At 71.7% G+C, this 17,328-nt stretch carries 13 protein-coding genes; 9 read left to right on the top strand and 4 right to left on the bottom strand.

Features of this window, described 5'->3' with window-relative positions:
- The first annotated feature begins 68 nt into the window (after positions 1 to 68).
- The 4 genes from ABEA93_RS18715 to ABEA93_RS18700 all read left to right on the top strand — a co-directional run bounded on the left by ABEA93_RS18715 (position 69) and on the right by ABEA93_RS18700 (position 3,263).
- Positions 69 to 1,238: a sulfotransferase family protein gene (locus tag ABEA93_RS18715; RefSeq protein WP_345676734.1), complete on the top strand. Its 1,170-nt coding sequence runs from the start codon at positions 69 to 71 to the stop codon at positions 1,236 to 1,238.
- Positions 1,235 to 2,344 (top strand): DUF1214 domain-containing protein, encoded by a 1,110-nt coding sequence (locus ABEA93_RS18710; RefSeq protein WP_345676733.1) that lies wholly within the window; start codon positions 1,235 to 1,237, stop codon positions 2,342 to 2,344. The genes ABEA93_RS18715 and ABEA93_RS18710 overlap by 4 nt, the downstream gene beginning before the upstream one ends.
- An 86-nt stretch (positions 2,345 to 2,430) precedes the next feature.
- Positions 2,431 to 2,859 (top strand): DnaJ family domain-containing protein, encoded by a 429-nt coding sequence (locus ABEA93_RS18705; protein WP_345676732.1) that lies wholly within the window; start codon positions 2,431 to 2,433, stop codon positions 2,857 to 2,859.
- A 14-nt stretch (positions 2,860 to 2,873) separates the two neighbouring features.
- On the top strand, positions 2,874 to 3,263 hold the full coding sequence (locus ABEA93_RS18700; protein ID WP_345676731.1) for a VOC family protein: 390 nt from the start codon (positions 2,874 to 2,876) through the stop codon (positions 3,261 to 3,263).
- Between the two features lie 2 nt (positions 3,264 to 3,265).
- Here ABEA93_RS18700 and ABEA93_RS18695 read toward each other — a convergent pair whose 3' ends face one another.
- The 4 genes from ABEA93_RS18695 to ABEA93_RS18680 form a co-directional block, all read right to left on the bottom strand.
- Positions 3,266 to 4,825 (bottom strand): glycoside hydrolase family 31 protein, encoded by a 1,560-nt coding sequence (locus ABEA93_RS18695; RefSeq protein WP_345676730.1) that lies wholly within the window; start codon positions 4,823 to 4,825, stop codon positions 3,266 to 3,268.
- Positions 4,826 to 4,896: 71 nt separating this feature from the next.
- Positions 4,897 to 6,237 carry an ABC transporter substrate-binding protein gene (locus ABEA93_RS18690; RefSeq protein ID WP_345676729.1) on the bottom strand — a complete coding sequence of 447 codons (1,341 nt, stop codon included), beginning with the start codon at positions 6,235 to 6,237 and terminating at the stop codon, positions 4,897 to 4,899.
- 110 nt (positions 6,238 to 6,347) lie between these two features.
- Positions 6,348 to 7,298 carry a carbohydrate ABC transporter permease gene (locus ABEA93_RS18685; RefSeq protein ID WP_425584990.1) on the bottom strand — a complete coding sequence of 317 codons (951 nt, stop codon included), beginning with the start codon at positions 7,296 to 7,298 and terminating at the stop codon, positions 6,348 to 6,350.
- Positions 7,295 to 8,179: a carbohydrate ABC transporter permease gene (locus ABEA93_RS18680; protein WP_425584989.1), complete on the bottom strand. Its 885-nt coding sequence runs from the start codon at positions 8,177 to 8,179 to the stop codon at positions 7,295 to 7,297. Before ABEA93_RS18680 ends, ABEA93_RS18685 begins: the two co-directional genes overlap by 4 nt.
- A gap of 327 nt (positions 8,180 to 8,506) precedes the next feature.
- Between ABEA93_RS18680 and ABEA93_RS18675 the strand changes: the two genes are divergently transcribed.
- From ABEA93_RS18675 to ABEA93_RS18655, 5 genes are all read left to right on the top strand, one after another.
- On the top strand, positions 8,507 to 9,556 hold the full coding sequence (locus tag ABEA93_RS18675) for a LacI family DNA-binding transcriptional regulator (RefSeq protein WP_345676728.1): 1,050 nt from the start codon (positions 8,507 to 8,509) through the stop codon (positions 9,554 to 9,556).
- A 184-nt stretch (positions 9,557 to 9,740) separates the two neighbouring features.
- Entirely contained in the window at positions 9,741 to 11,813 is a 2,073-nt protein-coding gene (locus ABEA93_RS18670; RefSeq protein WP_345676727.1) for a beta-galactosidase, read from the top strand.
- Positions 11,810 to 12,958, top strand: coding sequence for an aldose epimerase family protein (locus ABEA93_RS18665; RefSeq protein WP_345676726.1), 1,149 nt, complete (start codon positions 11,810 to 11,812; stop codon positions 12,956 to 12,958). The genes ABEA93_RS18670 and ABEA93_RS18665 overlap by 4 nt, the downstream gene beginning before the upstream one ends.
- Positions 12,955 to 14,856: a glycoside hydrolase family 5 protein gene (locus tag ABEA93_RS18660; protein WP_345676725.1), complete on the top strand. Its 1,902-nt coding sequence runs from the start codon at positions 12,955 to 12,957 to the stop codon at positions 14,854 to 14,856. The genes ABEA93_RS18665 and ABEA93_RS18660 overlap by 4 nt, the downstream gene beginning before the upstream one ends.
- 239 nt (positions 14,857 to 15,095) lie before the next feature.
- The gene (locus tag ABEA93_RS18655; protein WP_345676724.1) at positions 15,096 to 17,165 is read left to right on the top strand and encodes a phosphocholine-specific phospholipase C; all 2,070 of its coding nucleotides are present in this window, start codon (positions 15,096 to 15,098) and stop codon (positions 17,163 to 17,165) included.
- Positions 17,166 to 17,328: the final 163 nt, after the last annotated feature.

Here is a 17,328-nt window from a genome sequence, read left to right as displayed (position 1 = left end):
TTCCCTTCAATTTCCGTATAGCGTACAAGTAATCGCGTCAGTCCGGCCGGATCCCCGCGGAGGCGCACGTGGCGCAGCGCATCGACGACCTGCTCGACCTGGTGGCCGCGGAAACCGGCCTCGACGACTTCGGCGACCCGTCGTTCCGCGACGGCCTCGAACGCGTCCACGACGCCGTCGCGGCCACGGCCGACCTCACGCCGATCGGCCGCGCGGTCTTCGAAGGCCAGACCAAAGCCGCCCTCGCCAACCGCGCCAGAACCGCCGCCTGGGAGCGCGCCCATCCCGGACTCGCCGACGAGCGGGTCACCGCCCCGGTGTTCGTCATCGGCCTGCCGCGCAGCGGCACCACCGCGCTCAGCCACCTGCTCGCCGCCGACCCGGCCAACCGGTCGCTCCTCGGCTGGGAAGCCCAGGACTCCACCCCGCCGCCGGAGACCGCGACCTACCGCGACGACCCGCGGCTCCACGCCGCCCGCGGCGCGCCCAGCGTCCTCGACCGGCTCAACCCGGGCTTCAAAGCCATCCACCACGACCCGCCCGAGGCACCCGTCGAGTGCACGGTGCTGCTCGCCCAGCACTTCGCCAGCCTGATGCTGTCGACGATGTACAACGTGCCGGACTACGACGCCTGGCTGCTCGGCAGCGACCTGACCGCCGCGTACGACCACCACCACCGCATGCTCCGCCTGCTGCAATCCCGATGTCCCGGCCGCTGGTTCCTCAAAGCGCCCGTGCACTGCCACGCGATCGACGCGGTCGCCGCGCGCTACCCCGACGCCCGGTTCGTGGTCACCCACCGGGACCCGTCGGTCACCGTCGCCTCCACGTGCAGCCTGGTCACCTCGCTGTCCGGCACGTTCACCGAAACCGACCACCGCTACACCACCGGCCGCACCTGGTCCGCGAACCTCGCCGCGATGGCGGACCGCGTCGTCGACTTCCGGGACCGCAACGGCGACGAACGGTTCCTCGACATCGCCTACCCGGACCTGGTCGCCGACCCGGTCGGCACCGTCCGCGCCGTCTACACGTGGCTCGGACGCGACCTCGACCCCGCCACCGAAGCCGCGATGCGCGCCCACACCGGCCGAAACCGGCAGCACAAGTACGGCCGCCACACGTACGCCCTCGAGGAATTCGGCCTGGAAGGCGGCGCCGTCGCGGAGCGGTTCGAGGGCTACCGCAAGCGCTTCGGAATCGCCCCCGAGACACGTTCGACCGGAGGACACGCATGAGCACGCCCCGCAACGACCCCGGCCCCCTCGCCGACGTCTGGCACGCCCTGCTCGACGGGCTCCGCGACGCCGAGAACAGCTTCCTCGACCCCGCCCGCGGCGTCTTCGACCAGCGCACCGTCGCCGAGGGCTACCGCAGCCTCACCCACGTCCTGCGCTACGGCCTCGAGATCTACCTCGAAGGCGACCCCGCCGCCCCGCGGTTCCTCCCGCTCGCCGGACCCACCGCGCGGATCCTCGGCGACAACACCGACACCCACTACACGATCGCCCTCGTCGACGGCCGCCGCGACTACGTCGTCACCGGCCGCCGCGGCGACGAGTGCTACCTCTCCTTCACCGTGCACGGTGGCCCCGACGCCGCCGCCCACCTGCGGCAGCGCACCGTCGGCGACCTCAACCACGAGGCCATGCAGGTCGCCGACGACGGAGCCTTCCGCATCACCCTCTCCCGGAACCGCCCGGCCGACGGCGACTGGATCGAACTCCCGGACGACGCCGTGATCGTCATCTCCCGCGAGTACTACTTCGCCAAAGACACCGCCCGCCGGCCCGAATACACCATCGAAGCCGCCGAACCGGCCGCCGGCCCGCTCGTGTTCGACGCCGAACGGGTCGCCGCCGGGCTCCGCGCCACGACGGCCTTCCTCGCCGAGACGGTCCTCACCCAGCCGCAGCGCCCCGTCGCCCCCAACGAGATGGCGGAACCCTTCCGCTTCGGCCGCACCATGCCCGGCTGGGGCACACCCGACAACGTCTACTGCCGGGCCCGCTACGAACTCGCACCGGACGAAGCCCTGGTCATCGAAGGCGACGCGGGGGAGTGCACCTACTGGGGCATCCAGCTGTGGAACTCGTTCATGCAGTCCATGGACGCACCCACCGGCCCGGTCTCCCGCAACACCCGCACCGCCCGGCTGACGCCCGACAACCGGTTCCGCGTCGTCGTCGCCCACGAGGACCCCGGACCGGGCGAACCCGACTGGCTGCCGACCACCGGACTGCACACCGGCGTCGTCTTCTGCCGCTGGCTGCTGCCCAAGCACGAGCCGGAGGCGCCCACCGCCCGCGTGGTGAAGCTGGCGGAGCTGCGCGGCGGCGCCTGAACCGCGCGCCGGGCGTCCCCGCGGCCGGTCCGCCGCGGGGACGCGGCATCATGGAAGGGAACCCCAGCGGTAGGGAGGCCTTCCCCGTGACCGAACGCAAGCCGCCCGGCGTGCCCTTCGAATCGTGGGTCGACCGCAAGATCCGCGAGGCGGAAGAGAGCGGCGCCTTCTCGTCGCTGCCCGGCTTCGGCAAGCCGCTCGCCGCGCTCGACACTCCGTACGACGACCTCTGGTGGGTCAAGGACAAACTGCACCGCGAAGGCGTATCGATCCTGCCTCAGGCCCTGCGACTGCGGAAGGACACCGAGGACGCGCTGATCGAGGCCCGCACCGCGCCCACCGAGCGCGCCGTGCGGGAACTCCTCGACGGGATCAACGAGCGCATCGAGGCGATGCTGCGGCGCCCGCCGCCGGGCCCGATGCTCGACCGCAAGCCCGTCGACGTCGACGCTTTCGTGGCGCAATGGCGCGCCGAGCGCGAAGCGGACAGCGGGGCTCAGGGGCCGCCGCACTGATCCAGGACGCCGGCATGGCCGTCACTGTTGATCATGTGGGCATTCCCGCCCGGGACCCCGAAGCCGCCGGAACCTTCCTGGCCTGGGTGCTGGGCGAGGGGGCCGTCGTCCCGGACGGCCCGCCCGACGAAGAGCCCGGCGACATGTTCTCGCTCGTGCTCGACGGCTGGTCGCTCGCCTTCGTACGCGTCGAGGACCCGGCTCCGCTGCACCTCGCCTTCCGCGTCGCCCCCGCGGCCTTCGCCGCCGCCGTCGCCCGGCTGGCCGACCGCGGCATCGCCTTCGGCAACGACCCCGAGGACCCCGCCAACGGCCGCACCGACGACCCCCTCGGCGGCCCGGGCCGGGTCTATTTCCGCGACCCGGACGGTCATTTGCACGAACTCGTGTCGACGCCGGACTGACGTCAGCCCGCCGTGATCCGGCGGAAGTGCGGGAGCCGGGCCAGTGGTGCCGCGACCGTGACGCGTGCGGGCCCGGTGTGCTCGGTGCCGTCGTCGGCGCGCCAGGTGCCCCGGGGGATGTGGACATCGCGCGTCGTCGCGCCGCGGAGCGTGACGGGGGCGACCAGCAGGTCGTCGCCGATGAGGAACTGGTCGGTGACGTCCTCGTAGCCGCCGTCCGGGTAGGCCCAGGCAAGTGGGCGCTGGACGGGGTCGCCGGTCTTTGCCGAGGCCTCGGCGACGGTGAGGATCTCGGCGCCGAAGGCGGCGTGCAGCCGGGCCGCGTGGCGCACGATCGCCAGGTGCTCGGCGTCCAGGACCCGCCACGGGGCTGCGGAGAACTGCATCATCGGGAACAGCGCGGCGATCTGCGCGTAGCGGACGAACAGTTCCGGGTCGAAGCCCTCGCCGTCCTCGCCCGGCACGAAGCGGAACTCGCCGCCGCCGATCATGTCCGGACAGGTGAATGCGTGCCCGGTGAGGGCCTGCGCGAGCGCGTTCGGGATCAGGCTTTCGATACCGAACCGGCCCTCCCACAGGTGGTACTTGTCCTGCTGCCGCTGCGCGAGCGGCAGGCCCGCGGTGCGCCAGGCCTCGCGGTACTCGTTCAGCGGCCACGCGAGCCCGATGCGGTTCCAGGCGAGCGTGTACGCCTCCGGATCGGCCACCCCGAGACGCCGCCACCACTCCGCGTCGCCGCCGTCGAACTTGAAGCCGTCGATGCCGAACTCGGTGCGCAGCGTGCCCAGCACGCCCTGGAGCCAGGCGACCGTCTTCGGGTTGCCCAGGTCGAGCGCCGAACTCCAGCCGTTCCACCAATGCCCCACCGCCGCACGGTCGCGGTCCGCCGGGTCGCGCAGCAGCAGCCCGGCGTCGTTCAGCGTCCGCGCGGTGGGGGAGTCCGGGGTGACGTAGGGGACCAGCCACAGCATCACCTCGAACCCGAGTCGGTGCAGCTCGGCGACCATCCCGGCCGGGTCCGGGAACCGGCCGGGATGGAAGGTCCAGTTGCCGTAGTCGTTGCTCCACTGGTCGTCGATCATCAGCACGCCGGGTGGGAAGCCCTCGGCGAGCAGGCGTTCGGCGTAGTCCAGCACCTTCTGCTGGGTGGGCTCGAAGACCGTCTCGATCCACAGGTTGTACTGCGGCGCGGTGAACAGCAGCGCGGCCGGCCGGGTGCCCGACGCGGGGTAGTACCGCGCCAGCGCGTCGCGGTACGCGCCCCGCAGGTCGCCGAAGCCGCTGCCGTACTCCACCACCGCACCCGGCCGGTGCGGGGTGACCGTCAGCGCGTCCTCGCCCACCGCGAACGTGAACGTGCCCGTGCCGTGCACCCAGCGGCCCCGGTTCGACAGCAGCAGCGGCATGCCCTGGTTGCCGAGCAGGTCCCGCAGGTCGAAGCAGTATCCGGCGGCATACGGCATGGACCGGCCTTCCGCGGACGCGCCGCCCCACCACCGTTCACCGGGCAGCAGCGGAAGGACCAGCGGCATACCGGGATCGGCGGCGAGGACGGCGGTCATCGGGGAACTCCTACGGGAACCAAGGGAACTACGGGATCACGGGAACTGCGGGAGGAACGGACGGCCGCGGCCTACTTCATCGTGAAACCCTGCTCCTTGCCGTACGTCGTGACGCGGTTCTGCCACTCCGCGAGGCCGCGGGCCACGTCGCCGTCGTTCTGCAGCGCCTGGCCGACGGTGTCCTTGAAGACGCTGTTCGCGTACACCTGGAACGGCAGGTACTGCCACTCCGGCCGGACCGCCTTCGACATGTCGGCGAAGACCTCGTTGGGCTTCTGGCCGGGGAAGTACGGCACGTCCGCGCCGCGGAACGCCGGGTCGTCGAGCAGTGCCTTGGTGGCGGGGAACAGTCCGACCTCGCCGTTGAGCGACTTGACGGCCTCCGGGTCGGCGTTGAGCCACTCGGCGAACGCGACCGACGCCTCCTTGTTCTTGGCCTGCGTGGTGACCGCGACGGACGAGCCGCCGTTCTCCGCGCTCGCGCCGCCCGGCATCGGCGCCGCCGACCACGTGCCCTTGGCCTGCGGGATGTTCTTCTCCAGCACCGCCGGCGCCCAGGCGCCCGCGAGCCAGAACGCGTACTTGCCGGCCGCCATCGACTTCCACCACTCGTCGTTCCAGCTCGGCGTCACGTCGAGCAGCTTGTCCTTGACCAGGCCGGTGACGGTGGACGCGTAGGTCTTGGCGCCGGGGTCGTTCGCGAAGTCGGCCTTCACGTCGGAGGTGCCTTCGACGGCGAACGGCTTGCCGCCGAGCTGCCACATGAAGCTGGTCGACGCGCCCGCGTCGCCCGGGTCCACGAACGTGGCATACGTGCTCGGGTCGGCATCGTGCAGCTTCTTCGCGACCGCGGCGAACTCCTCCCAGGTCTTGGGCGGGGTCGCACCGACCTTGTCGAGGACGTCCTTGCGGTAGAACATCGCCATCGGCCCGGTGTCCTGCGGTACGCCGTAGACGCCGCCGGCGACGTTGACCTGCGACCACGCGGACGGGGCGAACTTGTCCTGGAGGCTGCCGGCACCGTAATCGGCCAGGTTGACCAGGCCCTTGGTGAGCGCGTACTGCGGCAGTGCGAAGTACTCGATCTGCGCGACGTCGGGGCCGCCCTTGCCGGACTTCAGCGCGGCCGTGAGCTTCGTGTACTGGTCCTTCGACTGGCCGACGTTGACCACGTGGACCTTGACCTTCGGGTACTTCTTCTCGAACAGCGCGACGGTCTTCTCGATGTTCGGGACCCACGTCCAGAACGTGATCTCGGCGGGCTTGTCGAGGGCCGCCTGCACAGCGGCCGGATCGGCCTTGCCGCCCGCGTTGTCGGACTTGCCGCCGGAACCGCCGCCGCACGCGGCCAGGGCCAGCGCGAGCACGGCGGCCGTCGTGGCGGTCAGGGCAGGCTTGAGCGAACTACGCATTTCGGATGCTCCCAAGGCAGGGTCGAGCCGGGGTGGGGACAGGGACGTGCAGGGACGTGCGTCGGGGGAGGCGTCGAGGTGCGCCGATCGGGACGGGGCGGCGGGCGGGGCTACTGCTTGACGCCGCCCGCGCTCAGGCCCGACTGCCAGAACCGCTGGAGGAAGAGGAACGCGGCGATCAGCGGCAGGATCGCCAGCAGGCTGCCGGTCAGCACCAGCGGCATCAGCGGCACGTTGCCGACGCTGTTGCCGCCCTGCGCCAAGTCGTTCCACTGGTGCAAGCCGACCGTGAGCGGGAACAGGTCCGGATCGTTGAGCACGATGAGCGGCAGGAAGTAGTTGTTCCAGGTCGCCACGAGCGTGAACAGCAGCACGGTGACGAAGCCGGGGACGAGCGGCCGCAGCGCGATGGTGAAGAAGATCCGCAGCTCGCCGGCGCCGTCGATGCGGGCGGCTTCGAGCATGGCGTCGGGGACGGCGTCGCGGGCGTAGACCTGCATGAGGTACAGGCCGAACGGGCTGGCCAGACTCGGCAGCAGGACCGCCCACGGGGTGTTCACGATGCCCATGTCGCTGAACAGCAGGTAGGTCGGCACCGCGATTGCGGTGGCGGGGATGGAGATTGCGCCGAGCACGAGCGCGGAGAGGAACCGGCGGCCGACGAAGTCGAACTTCGCGAGCGCGTAGCCGCCCATGGTGGCGATCAGCGCTGCGCCGCCGGCGCCCACGACGGAGTACAGGAGTGTGTTGCCGAACCAGCGCAGGTAGATGCCGTCGTCGTAGGTCAGCACGTCGTGGATGTTCGTGAACAGGTGGAACCCGTCGCCGAACCACAGGCCGGGGGAGTCGTACAGGGTCCGGTTCGACTTCGTCGCGCTGACGAACAGCCACACGAGCGGCAGCAGCGCGTAGGCCAGCATCAGGCCCATCACGATCGTCAGCGCCGGGCTCTTGCCGGTCCGCCGCTTGCGGCGGCGGGGCCGGACCGGACGGGCCGTCCCGTCCGTCCGGTTCCGGACCGCGGGGACGGTCGGCGGGGCCTCGGCGGTTTCGGCGCTCACAGCAGGCGCTCCCTTCGGCTGGTCACCAGCTGGACCGTGTACGCGACGACGACCGTCGTCAGACCGAGCAGCACCGCGATCGCCGCCGAGTAGTTGAACTGCCGCCCGTCGAACGCCAGGTTGAAGGCGTACATGTTCGGCGTGTAGTTCGTCGTCACCACGCCGGGCGCCATGAACTGCAGCACGCTCGGCTCGTTGAACAGTTGGAAGGTGCCGATCACCGAGAAGATCGTGGCCAGCAGCAGGGCCGGGCGCAGTGCGGGGAGTTTGATGCTCCAGGCCTGCCGGATGCGGCCCGCGCCGTCCATCTCCGCGGCCTCGTACAGCTCGTCGGGGATGGCCCGCAGGGCGGCGTAGAAGATGAGCATGTTGTAGCCGACGTACGACCAGGTCACGACGTTGCCGATGGACGCGAGCATCCAGCCGGACGACAGGAAGTCGGGCAGGTCGACGCCGAGGAGGTCCTCGATCTCGCCGGCCAGGCCGAACCGGTCGCCGTAGATGTAGCCCCACATGAGGGCGGCGACGACACCGGGCACCGCGTACGGCACGAAGATGCCGATGCGGAACACCCCCGGTGCGCGCAGCCGTCCGCTGTCGATGGCGAGCGCGGCCAGGAGCGCGAGCCCGAGCATCAGCGGCACCTGGACCGCGAAGAACACGGCGACGCGTTCCAGGCCGGCGTGGAACAGGCTGTCCTGGATGGCCTTGCGGTAGTTGTCCAGGCCGGTGAACGTCGTGCCGCCGATCATCTTCTCCTGGTACAGGCTCAGATTGATCGCGTAGGCCAGCGGCGCGACGATGCCGATCACGAAGACGGCGAGGAACGGCATAAAGAACGCGTGGGCGGTGGCGTTGCGCCGGACGGCGCCGCGCTTCACCGCGGCCCCCGGTGAAGTCCCGGAGCCCGGCGGGGCCCCGAAACCGGGTCGACTCTCACGGGAAGTCCTCCGGTTGTCATGTTAGCGCCAACATCGGTGGCGCGATTCGGAAGTGTGTCTACCGGCTACCGGAGTGTCAAGACCCGGAATGCCAACCGTTGTGATGCGGGAAAATGCCCTGTTAGACCGGAAGTTCATGAAGGAAAGGTCCCGCGGTGCGGCGACTTCCCGGCCGCAGGTGAACCTGTTGACCCGATCGGGATGTTTGCGCAAACATGTTGCCGTCCGGTGCCCATCACGGGTGCCGCAGGTGAGAGGATGCGCTCCATGGCACAGGACGGACGGCGGAAGCCCGCCGCGGCGGGACGTACGCGCGCCCCGTCCATGGCCGACGTCGCCGCCCTCGCCGGCGTTTCCGCGCAGACCGTGTCGCGCGTCGCCAACCACCGCACCAACGTCGACGAAGCCACCCGCGAACGCGTGGTCAACGCCATGCGGATGCTCGGCTACCGGCCCAACACCGCCGCCCGCGCCCTCGCCACCGGACGCTTCCGCACCATCGGCGTCATCAGCTTCGACCTCCAGGCCTACGGCAACGCCCGCACCCTGGAATCGATCGTGTCCGCCGTGCAGGACACCGACTATTCGGTCAACATCGTCACCATCAAGGACCAGACCGAGCAGGCCGTCCGCGAAGCCTTCGAACGCCTCACCACCCAAGCGGTCGACGGCATCATCCTCAACGAGGCGCAGATCCTCGACACCCCCGCGCTGCGCCTGCCCAGCGGGCTGCCCGTGGTGGTCAACGACGGCGACGGCACCCACCGGCACGCCGCCGTGCACACCGACCAGGCCGAAGGCGCCCGCCTCGCGGTCCGCCACCTCCTCGACCTCGGCCACCGCACCGTGCACCATCTGGCCGGACCCCAGGACTCGCACCCCGCGCGCGGCCGCGCCGAGGCCTGGCACCGCACACTCAAGGACGCCGGCTGCCCGGTCCCGCCCGTCGTGTACGGCGACTGGACGGCGGAGAGCGGCTACCGGGCCGGCCGCGAACTGGCCGCCCGCCCCGACGCCGGCGCAGTCTTCGCGGGCAACGACCAGATGGCCCTCGGCCTGATCCGCGCCCTCCACGACGCCGGCCGCGAAGTCCCCGGCGACGTCAGCGTCGTCGGCTTCGACAACGTCGCCGAATCGGGCTACTTCCTGCCCCCGCTCACCACCGTCCACCAGGACTTCGAGGAGATCGGCCGGCAAGCCGTCGCACTGCTCCTCGACCAGATCCACACGGGGCGGCCGCCCGAGGCCGCGGTCACCTCGGTCGCGCCGCGGCTCGTCGTGCGCGGCAGCACCGCCCCGCCCGCCCCCGGCGCCTGACCCCGCAGACTCCGCGCCGCCGGGCGATCATCCGGCTCCGTCCGGCGGCGCGGCCCCCTTCGCGGACCCTTCCGCACCCACTGTGTGAGCGCTAACATCCCGTGCCGCGCCTCCTGACACAGCTCCAGCCACGCCTCTCCCAAGCCACCTGTCACGTTCGGAACTCTCTCCCGAGGGAAGCCCCTTGAGCACATCGGAAGTGTCCCCGGCGCAGCGCGTCCACCGGCTCCGCGACCGCCTCGGCGGACTCGGCTTCGGCGGCGACTACAACCCCGAGCAATGGGACGACGCCACACGCGCGGAAGACCTCCGTCTCATGCGCGAGGCCGGCGTCACCCTCGTCAACCTCGCCGTCTTCGGCTGGGGCCGCGTCGAACCAGCCCGCGACGCCTACGACTTCCGCTACTTCGACACCGTCATGGACGACCTCGCCGCACACGGCATCGCCGCCGACCTGGCCACCATGACCGCGTCCCCGCCCGCCTGGCTCGCCACCGAACACCCCGAGATGCTGCCCGTCACCGCCGACGGCACCGTCCTCTCGCCCGGCGGCCGGCAGCACTTCTGCCCGTCCAGCCCGGTCTACCGCGACCGCGCCGTCAAACTCGCCGAAGCCCTCGCCGCGCACTACGCCGACCACCCGGCACTCGCGATGTGGCACGTCGGCAACGAATACGGCATCCACGTCGCCGAGTGCTTCTGCGACGTCTCCGCCGCCGACTTCCGCCGCTGGCTCGCCGACCGCTACGGCTCCGTCGACAAGCTCAACGACGCCTGGTCCACCGACTTCTGGTCCCAGCGCTACACCGGCTTCGCGCAGATCCTGCCGCCGCGCGTCGCCCCGACCTACCCCAACCCCGCCCAGCAGCTCGACTTCAAACGCTTCAGCAACGACGCCCTGCTGACCTGCTTCCGCCTGGAACGCGACGCGCTGCGCCGCATCACCCCCGACGTGCCGGTCACCACGAACTTCCTGGCCGGCCACAAAACCGTCGACTGGTACGCGTGGGCCCCGGAAATGGACGTCGCCGCCCTCGACAGCTACCCCGACCCGCACGGCCCCCACGAGCACATCGCCGCCGCCATCGCCTACGACGCCCTCCGCGGCGCCACCGGCGGCGCCCCCTGGCTCCTCACCGAACAAGCCCCCTCCGCGGTCAACTGGCGTGCCCGCAACGCCGGGAAAGCCCCCGGGCGCATGCGGCTGTGGAGCTGGCAGGCCGTGGCGCAGGGCGCCGACGCCGTCATGTACTTCCAATGGCGCCAATCCCGCGGCGGTGCTGAGAAGTTCCACTCCGGCATGGTGCCGCACGCCGGCGCCGACAGCCGGGTGTACCGCGAAGTGCGCGCCCTCGGCCGCGAACTCGCCCGGGTCCCGGAACTCGCCGGCACGGAGTCGAGCAACGACGTCGCCGTGCTGTTCGACTGGAACGCGTGGTGGGCCCTCGAACTCGACTCCCACCCGTCCGACGCGGTCCGCGCCCTCGAACGCCTCTTCGACCACTACGCCCCGCTGTTCGACCTCGGCGTCGGTGTCGACGTCGTGCACCCGTCGGCCGACCTGACCGGCTACCGGCTCGTCGTGCTGCCGAGCCTGTACCTGCTGTCCGAGGACCACGCCGCCCGGATCGCCGACTTCGTCGCCGCGGGCGGCACCCTCCTCGCCTCCTTCTTCACCGGCATCGTCGACGAGCACGACCGCGTCCACCTCGGCGGCTACCCCGGGCCGCTGCGCGACGTCCTCGGCATCCGCGTCGAAGAGTTCTGGCCCGCCGCGGACGGCGAACCCGTCCCGCTGCGCGCCGCCCCCGGCGGACCCGAACCCGCCGAGCCCGGGTCACTGTGGCGCGAGGACGTCGGCTTGGCCGGCGCCGTCCCCGAACTCCTGTTCACCGGCCCCGACTGGGACGACCGCCCCGCCGCCACCGTGCACGCACACGGCCGCGGCACCGCCCGCTACGTCGCCACCCGCCCCGACCCGGCGGCCATGCGCGACCTCACCCGCCGGGCCCTCGCCGACGCCGGCGTCGACCCCGTGCTCCCCGGACTGCCGCCCGGCGTCCAGGCGGTCGTCCGCCGCGGGGACGGCTACGACGTGCTCATCGTGCTCAACCACACCGAGGAACCGGTCACCGTCACCCTCCCGGCGGAACGCCGCGACCTCCTCGCCGCCGACCGCCCCCTCGTCGCCGGCCTCACCCTGGAACCGCGCGGCGTGGCCGTCCTCGGCACCACCGGGATGGCGGCCGACCGATGACCCCCACCGCCCGCCCGCACCCCGAACTCCGACTGCACCGGGAGCCGTTCGGCACCGCCCCGGACGGCGGACCGGTCGAACGCTGGACCTTCGGCGCGGCGGGCGGCGTCACCGCCGCCGTCCTCACCTACGGCGGCATCCTACAGTCCTGCCGCGTCCCCGACCGCGACGGCCGCACCGCCGACGTCGTCCTCGCACTCCCCACCACCGCCGCCTACGCGGCCGACGACACCTACCTCGGCGCACTCGTCGGCCGCTACGCCAACCGCATCGCCGGCGCCGCCTTCACCCTCGACGGCACGACCCACCGCCTCCCCGACAACGACCGCGGCAACACCCTCCACGGCGGACCCGACGGCTTCCACCGGCGGATCTGGACCGCCGACCCGGTCACCGCCGACGACCGGGTCGGCGTTCGCCTGCGGCTGCGCAGCCCCGACGGCGACATGGGCTTCCCCGGCCGCCTCGACGTCGAAGTCGCCTACACCGTCGACCGGGCCGGGACCCTCGCGGTCGACTACCGGGCCGTCGGCGACCGCCCCACCGTGGTCAACCTGACCCAGCACGCGTACTGGAACCTGGCCGGCGGGGGAGACGTCGCCGGACACCGGCTCACCGTCGACGCCGACGCCTACCTGCCCGTCGGGCCGACCGGCATCCCCCACGGCGGCGCCCCCGCACCGGTCGCCGGAACCCCGTTCGCGCTCACCGGACGGCCCCTCGCCGACGTGTTCCGCGCCGCCGCCACCGACCCGCAGCTCGCCGCCGCCGGCGGCCTCGACCACTGCTACGCGCTCCCCGGCGGCACCACCGCCCGGCCGCGCCGCGCCGCCGTCCTCGACGACCCCGCCTCCGGCCGCCGCCTGGAGACCTGGACCACGGAACCCGGGCTCCAGGTCTACACCGCCAACGGCCTCGGCACCCGCTTCGGCCGGCACGCCGCCGTGTGCCTGGAAACCCAGCGTTTCCCGGACACGCCGAACCGGCCCGACTACCCCTCGGCGGTGCTGCTGCCGAGGCAGATCCACCGCTCCACCACGCACTACCGCTTCACGCACATTGCTCCAACGAACACAGCCACCGGGTCGCCCACGCCGTTGTCGTCCTCCGGCGCGGCGGCCCCGGACCTGCGAAGGACACCGTGAAGAGAACCCTCATCGGGGCCGTGCTGGCCGGGGGCCTGACGGCCGCGGCACTCGCCGTCCCCGGCTCCGGAGCGGCCGCCCAGGCACCCGCCGCACCCGCCGCGGCGAGCGCGCCGCTCGCGGACACCTGGAAGGCGCCGCTCAGCACCCGCGGCCGCTACATCGTCGACGCCGACGGCGACCGGTTCAAACTCAAGTCGGCGAACTGGCACGGCGCGCAAGGCTCGTACACCGGATCGGGCGACATCAACGACCCGGCGAACCACAACGCCGGCGAGAAGTCCGACGAAATGCCGCTCGGCCTCGACCGCGCACCCGTCGCGACGATCCTGTCCGACTTCCACACCCTCGGCATCAACAGCATCCGGCTGCCCTTCTCCAACGAGATGCTGCACGACCAGCGGCCCGTCACCGACGCGTCCGTCGCGGCCAACCCGCAGCTGCGCGGCAAGACCCCGCTCCAGGTGTTCGACGCGGTCATCGCCGCGACCACCGCCGAAGGCTTCGCCGTCGTCCTCAACAACCACACCAACACGTCCCGCTGGTGCTGCGGCCTCGACGGCAACGAACGCTGGAACACCAGCCAGTCCACCGCCCAGTGGGAATCCGACTGGCTCACCATCGCCAAGCGCTACAAGGACAACAAGCGCGTCGTCGGCGCCGACCTCTACAACGAGGTCCGCCGCACGATCACCGACGACGCCAACTGGGGCTGGGGCGACGACCACGACTGGTGGGCCGCCTCCCAGCGCCTCGGCGACCGGCTCCTGACCGAGGCCAACCCCGACCTGCTGATCGTCGTCGAAGGCATCAACTGGCAGGGCATCCCCGCCGACGGGTTCTCCCACTGGCGGCCCACGCTGGAACCCGCCCGCACCCTGTCGCACACCCTCGTCGCGTCGAACAAGCTCGTCTACTCGGCGCACTTCTACGGCTACACCGGCCCCAACCACACCGGCGCGACCGGGACCGGCGAGACCCACGACTGGCGCTACCAGGAACTCTCCCGCGCCGACCTGTTCGCGACCCTGCAGAAGCAGGCGTTCTTCGTCGCCGCGGACACCGGACAGCACTACACCGCGCCGGTCTGGATCAGCGAATTCGGCATCGGCGCCGACGAAACCAACCCGCAGGGCAAAGCCTGGTTCGGCAACTTCGTCGACTACCTCATCGCCAACGACACCGACTTCGCCTACTGGCCGCTCGTCGGCTTCGCCGGGCACAACGCCTGGAACCTCCTCGACTACGACACCGCCGGGAAGCGCTCCGGCATCCTCGGCGGCGGCGACTGGCGCGCCGCCGACTGGAACCGGCTCGTCAACGCACCGTCCACGACCGGGCCAATCCCCGTCACGGACACGTGGGACATGCTCAATCTCGACCACGCGGACGCCGTGCAGTCGCTCCGCGTGCGCTCCACCGGCGACTGGGACTCCGGCGCCCGCAAGGGCGTGTGCCCCGACGGGCAGCGCCTCGTCGGCCTGTCCCACAAGGACGGCCGCGGGCTGTGCACCGACGCGGGCGCCCGCGACCTGACCGCGCCCACCGGGCCGTTCACCGTCGTCAAGGACGAGCGCTTCGTCCAGCAGGGCGACTGGGCGGGCGGCTACACCAAGTTCCAGTGCCCGCCCAACCAGTACCTCGTCGGCTACAGCGTCCGCGGCCAGGCGGTCTCCGGCGCGCTGTGCGGCCCCGCGTCCCGCGCGCTCCCGACGACGGGACGCACCGTCTGGTTCGACCGCGGCGACAACCGCCCGGCCGGGAACCCCGGCGGCGAGTTCGCCTCGGGCAACTACAAGGGCCAGTGCGGCACCGACGAGTACGCCGCCGGCATCGCCTTCACCGGCGCGTACGCCAAGGGCAAGACCCCCGACGCCCTGCTCTGCCGCAAGCTGTAGCGCCCCCGCGCCACCCGTGCACCGACTGAATCACCCCGAAGAACCCTGAAACACCCTGAACCGCCGCGGCGCCGGAGTCTGTCCCCCGGCGCCGCGGCGCCCCGCGAAATTTGCCGCAGGGTTCGCCGGAGGTTCTCCCGCCCGCCGCGCGCGATTCGGCGCCCTGCCGGACATTGAGCGGCGCACCGCCGACCGGCGCACCCGCACCCCCGACGGACGAAAACCGGAGACCCCCTGCCGTGAATGCTGTCAACCGCCGGAGATTCCTCCAGCTCGCGGGCGGCACCGCCGCCCTGTCGGCGCTGTCCGCGCCCATCGCCCGCGCCGCCGCCATCCCCGCGAACCGCCGCACCGGCACCCTGCGGGACGTCGAGCACATCGTCGTCCTCATGCAGGAAAACCGCTCGTTCGACCACTACTTCGGCACCCTGCGCGGCGTCCGCGGCTTCGGCGACCCGCGCCCGGTCACCCTGCCCGGCACCGGCAAGCCCGTCTGGCACCAGGCCAAGAACGGCCAGGAGACCCTGCCGTTCCGCCCCGCGAACAACGACCTGGGCATGGCGTTCCTCCAGGGCACCCCGCACGGCTGGAACGACGGCCACCAGGCCTGGAACAACGGCCGCTACGACGGCTGGATCCCCGCCAAGGGCACCACCACGATGGCGCACCTCACCCGCGAGGACATCCCGTTCCACTTCGCCCTCGCCGAAGCCTTCACCATCTGCGACGCCTACCACTGCTCGCTGATGGGCCCCACGGACCCCAACCGCTACTACATGTGGAGCGGCTACACCGGCAACGACGGCACCGGCGGCGGCCCCGTCATCGGCAACGCCGAACTCGGCTACGGCTGGACCACCTACCCCGAGCGCCTGGAGAAGGCCGGCGTCTCCTGGAAGATCTACCAGGACGAAGGCGACGGACTCGACGCGGCCGGCTCGTGGGGCTGGACCGACGACGCGTTCATCGGCAACTACGGCGACAACTCGCTGCTGTACTTCAACCAGTACCGCAACGCCCGCCCCGGCGACCCGCTCTTCGACAAGGCCCGCACCGGCACCCGCGCCAAGTCCGGCGGCGGCTACTTCGACCTCCTTCGCGCCGACGTGCAGGCCGGCAAGCTGCCCCAGGTCTCCTGGATCGCCGCCCCCGAAGCGTTCAGCGAGCACCCGAACTGGCCCGTCAACTTCGGCGCCTGGTACGTCTCCCAGGTCCTCGACGCGCTCACCTCGAACCCCGACGTGTGGAGCAAGACCGTCCTCCTCGTCACCTACGACGAGAACGACGGCTTCTTCGACCACGTCGTCCCGCCCTTCGCCGCCAACGGCGCCGCCCAGGGCAAGTCCACCGTCGCCACCACCGGCGAGTACTTCACCCCGGTCGGCGGCGACCGCAGCACCCCCGGCCAGTACGGCCTCGGCCAGCGCGTCCCGATGATCGCCGTCTCCCCGTGGAGCACCGGCGGCTGGGTCAACTCCGAGACGTTCGACCACACCTCGATCATCCGCTTCATCGAACAGCGCTTCGGCATCCACGAGCCCAACATCTCGCCGTGGCGGCGCACCGTCTGCGGCGACCTCACCAGCGCGTTCGACTTCGGCAAGACCGAGACCCGGGTCCCCGGCCTGCCCAGCACCGCCCGCTACGTCCCCGCCGACCGCAAGCGGCACCCCGACTTCGTGCCGGTCCCGCCTGCCGACCCCGCGCTCCCCGCGCAGGAAGCCGGCGTCCGCCCCGCCCGCGCCCTGCCCTACGACCTGTCCGCCGACGCCCGCGCCGGCGCCGGCAAGCAGCTCGGCATCACCTTCGCCAACGACGGCACCGCGGGCGCGAACTTCCACGTCACATCCACCAGCCACCCCGGCGCGCCGTGGTCCTACACCGTCGAAGCCGGCCGCAGCCTCGCCGGAACCTGGGACGTCACCGCCGACACCAACGGCGTCTACGACTTCACCGTGCACGGCCCCAACGGCTTCTTCCGCGCCTTCCACGGCCGCACCGGCGCCGCGGGCGCGGAAATCCGGGCCCGCCGCAACGGCAAGAGCGAGAAGATCCAGCTCGTCATCACCAACGAAGGCACCGAGACCCTGCAGCTGGAGGTCAAGGACGCCTACAACGCCCGGCAGAGCGCGTCCTTCCGGCTCCGCCCCGGTCAGCAGGCCGTGCACAACGCCCACCTCGGCGACAGTAACGGCTGGTACGACCTGGCCGTCACCGCGCCCGGCGACCCCGCCTACCTGCGCCGCTTCGCCGGCCACGTGGAGACCGGCCGCCCGAGCACGAGCGACCCGGGCAACGTGCACCGCTGACCACCGGTCCGCCACCCGGTGACCACCTGACCACCTGAGCACTTGAGCACCTGACCACCTGACCACCGGCTCGGCGCCGGTGCTCACCCGACGACCCCCGGCGGTCCGGCCGCGACCGGACCGCCCGGGCCGCCGGACCCCGCCCGGACGGCCCCGGACCGTC

It is taken from the genome of Yinghuangia aomiensis (genome assembly GCF_039542225.1).
GTDB classification, from domain to species: domain Bacteria; phylum Actinomycetota; class Actinomycetes; order Streptomycetales; family Streptomycetaceae; genus Yinghuangia; species Yinghuangia aomiensis.
This window is presented reverse-complemented; position numbering and strand designations above follow the sequence as displayed.

Bases quoted from the DNA above. Each gene is read 5' to 3' on its own strand.
- ABEA93_RS18665 (WP_345676726.1), top strand. From the start codon at position 11,810: ATGACCCCCACCGCCCGCCCGCACCCCGAACTCCGACTGCACCGGGAG.
- ABEA93_RS18710 (WP_345676733.1), top strand. From the start codon at position 1,235: ATGAGCACGCCCCGCAACGACCCCGGCCCCCTCGCCGACGTCTGGCAC.
- ABEA93_RS18695 (WP_345676730.1), bottom strand. From the start codon at position 4,825: ATGACCGCCGTCCTCGCCGCCGATCCCGGTATGCCGCTGGTCCTTCCG.
- ABEA93_RS18675 (WP_345676728.1), top strand. From the start codon at position 8,507: ATGGCACAGGACGGACGGCGGAAGCCCGCCGCGGCGGGACGTACGCGC.
- ABEA93_RS18690 (WP_345676729.1), bottom strand. From the start codon at position 6,237: ATGCGTAGTTCGCTCAAGCCTGCCCTGACCGCCACGACGGCCGCCGTG.
- ABEA93_RS18700 (WP_345676731.1), top strand. From the start codon at position 2,874: ATGGCCGTCACTGTTGATCATGTGGGCATTCCCGCCCGGGACCCCGAA.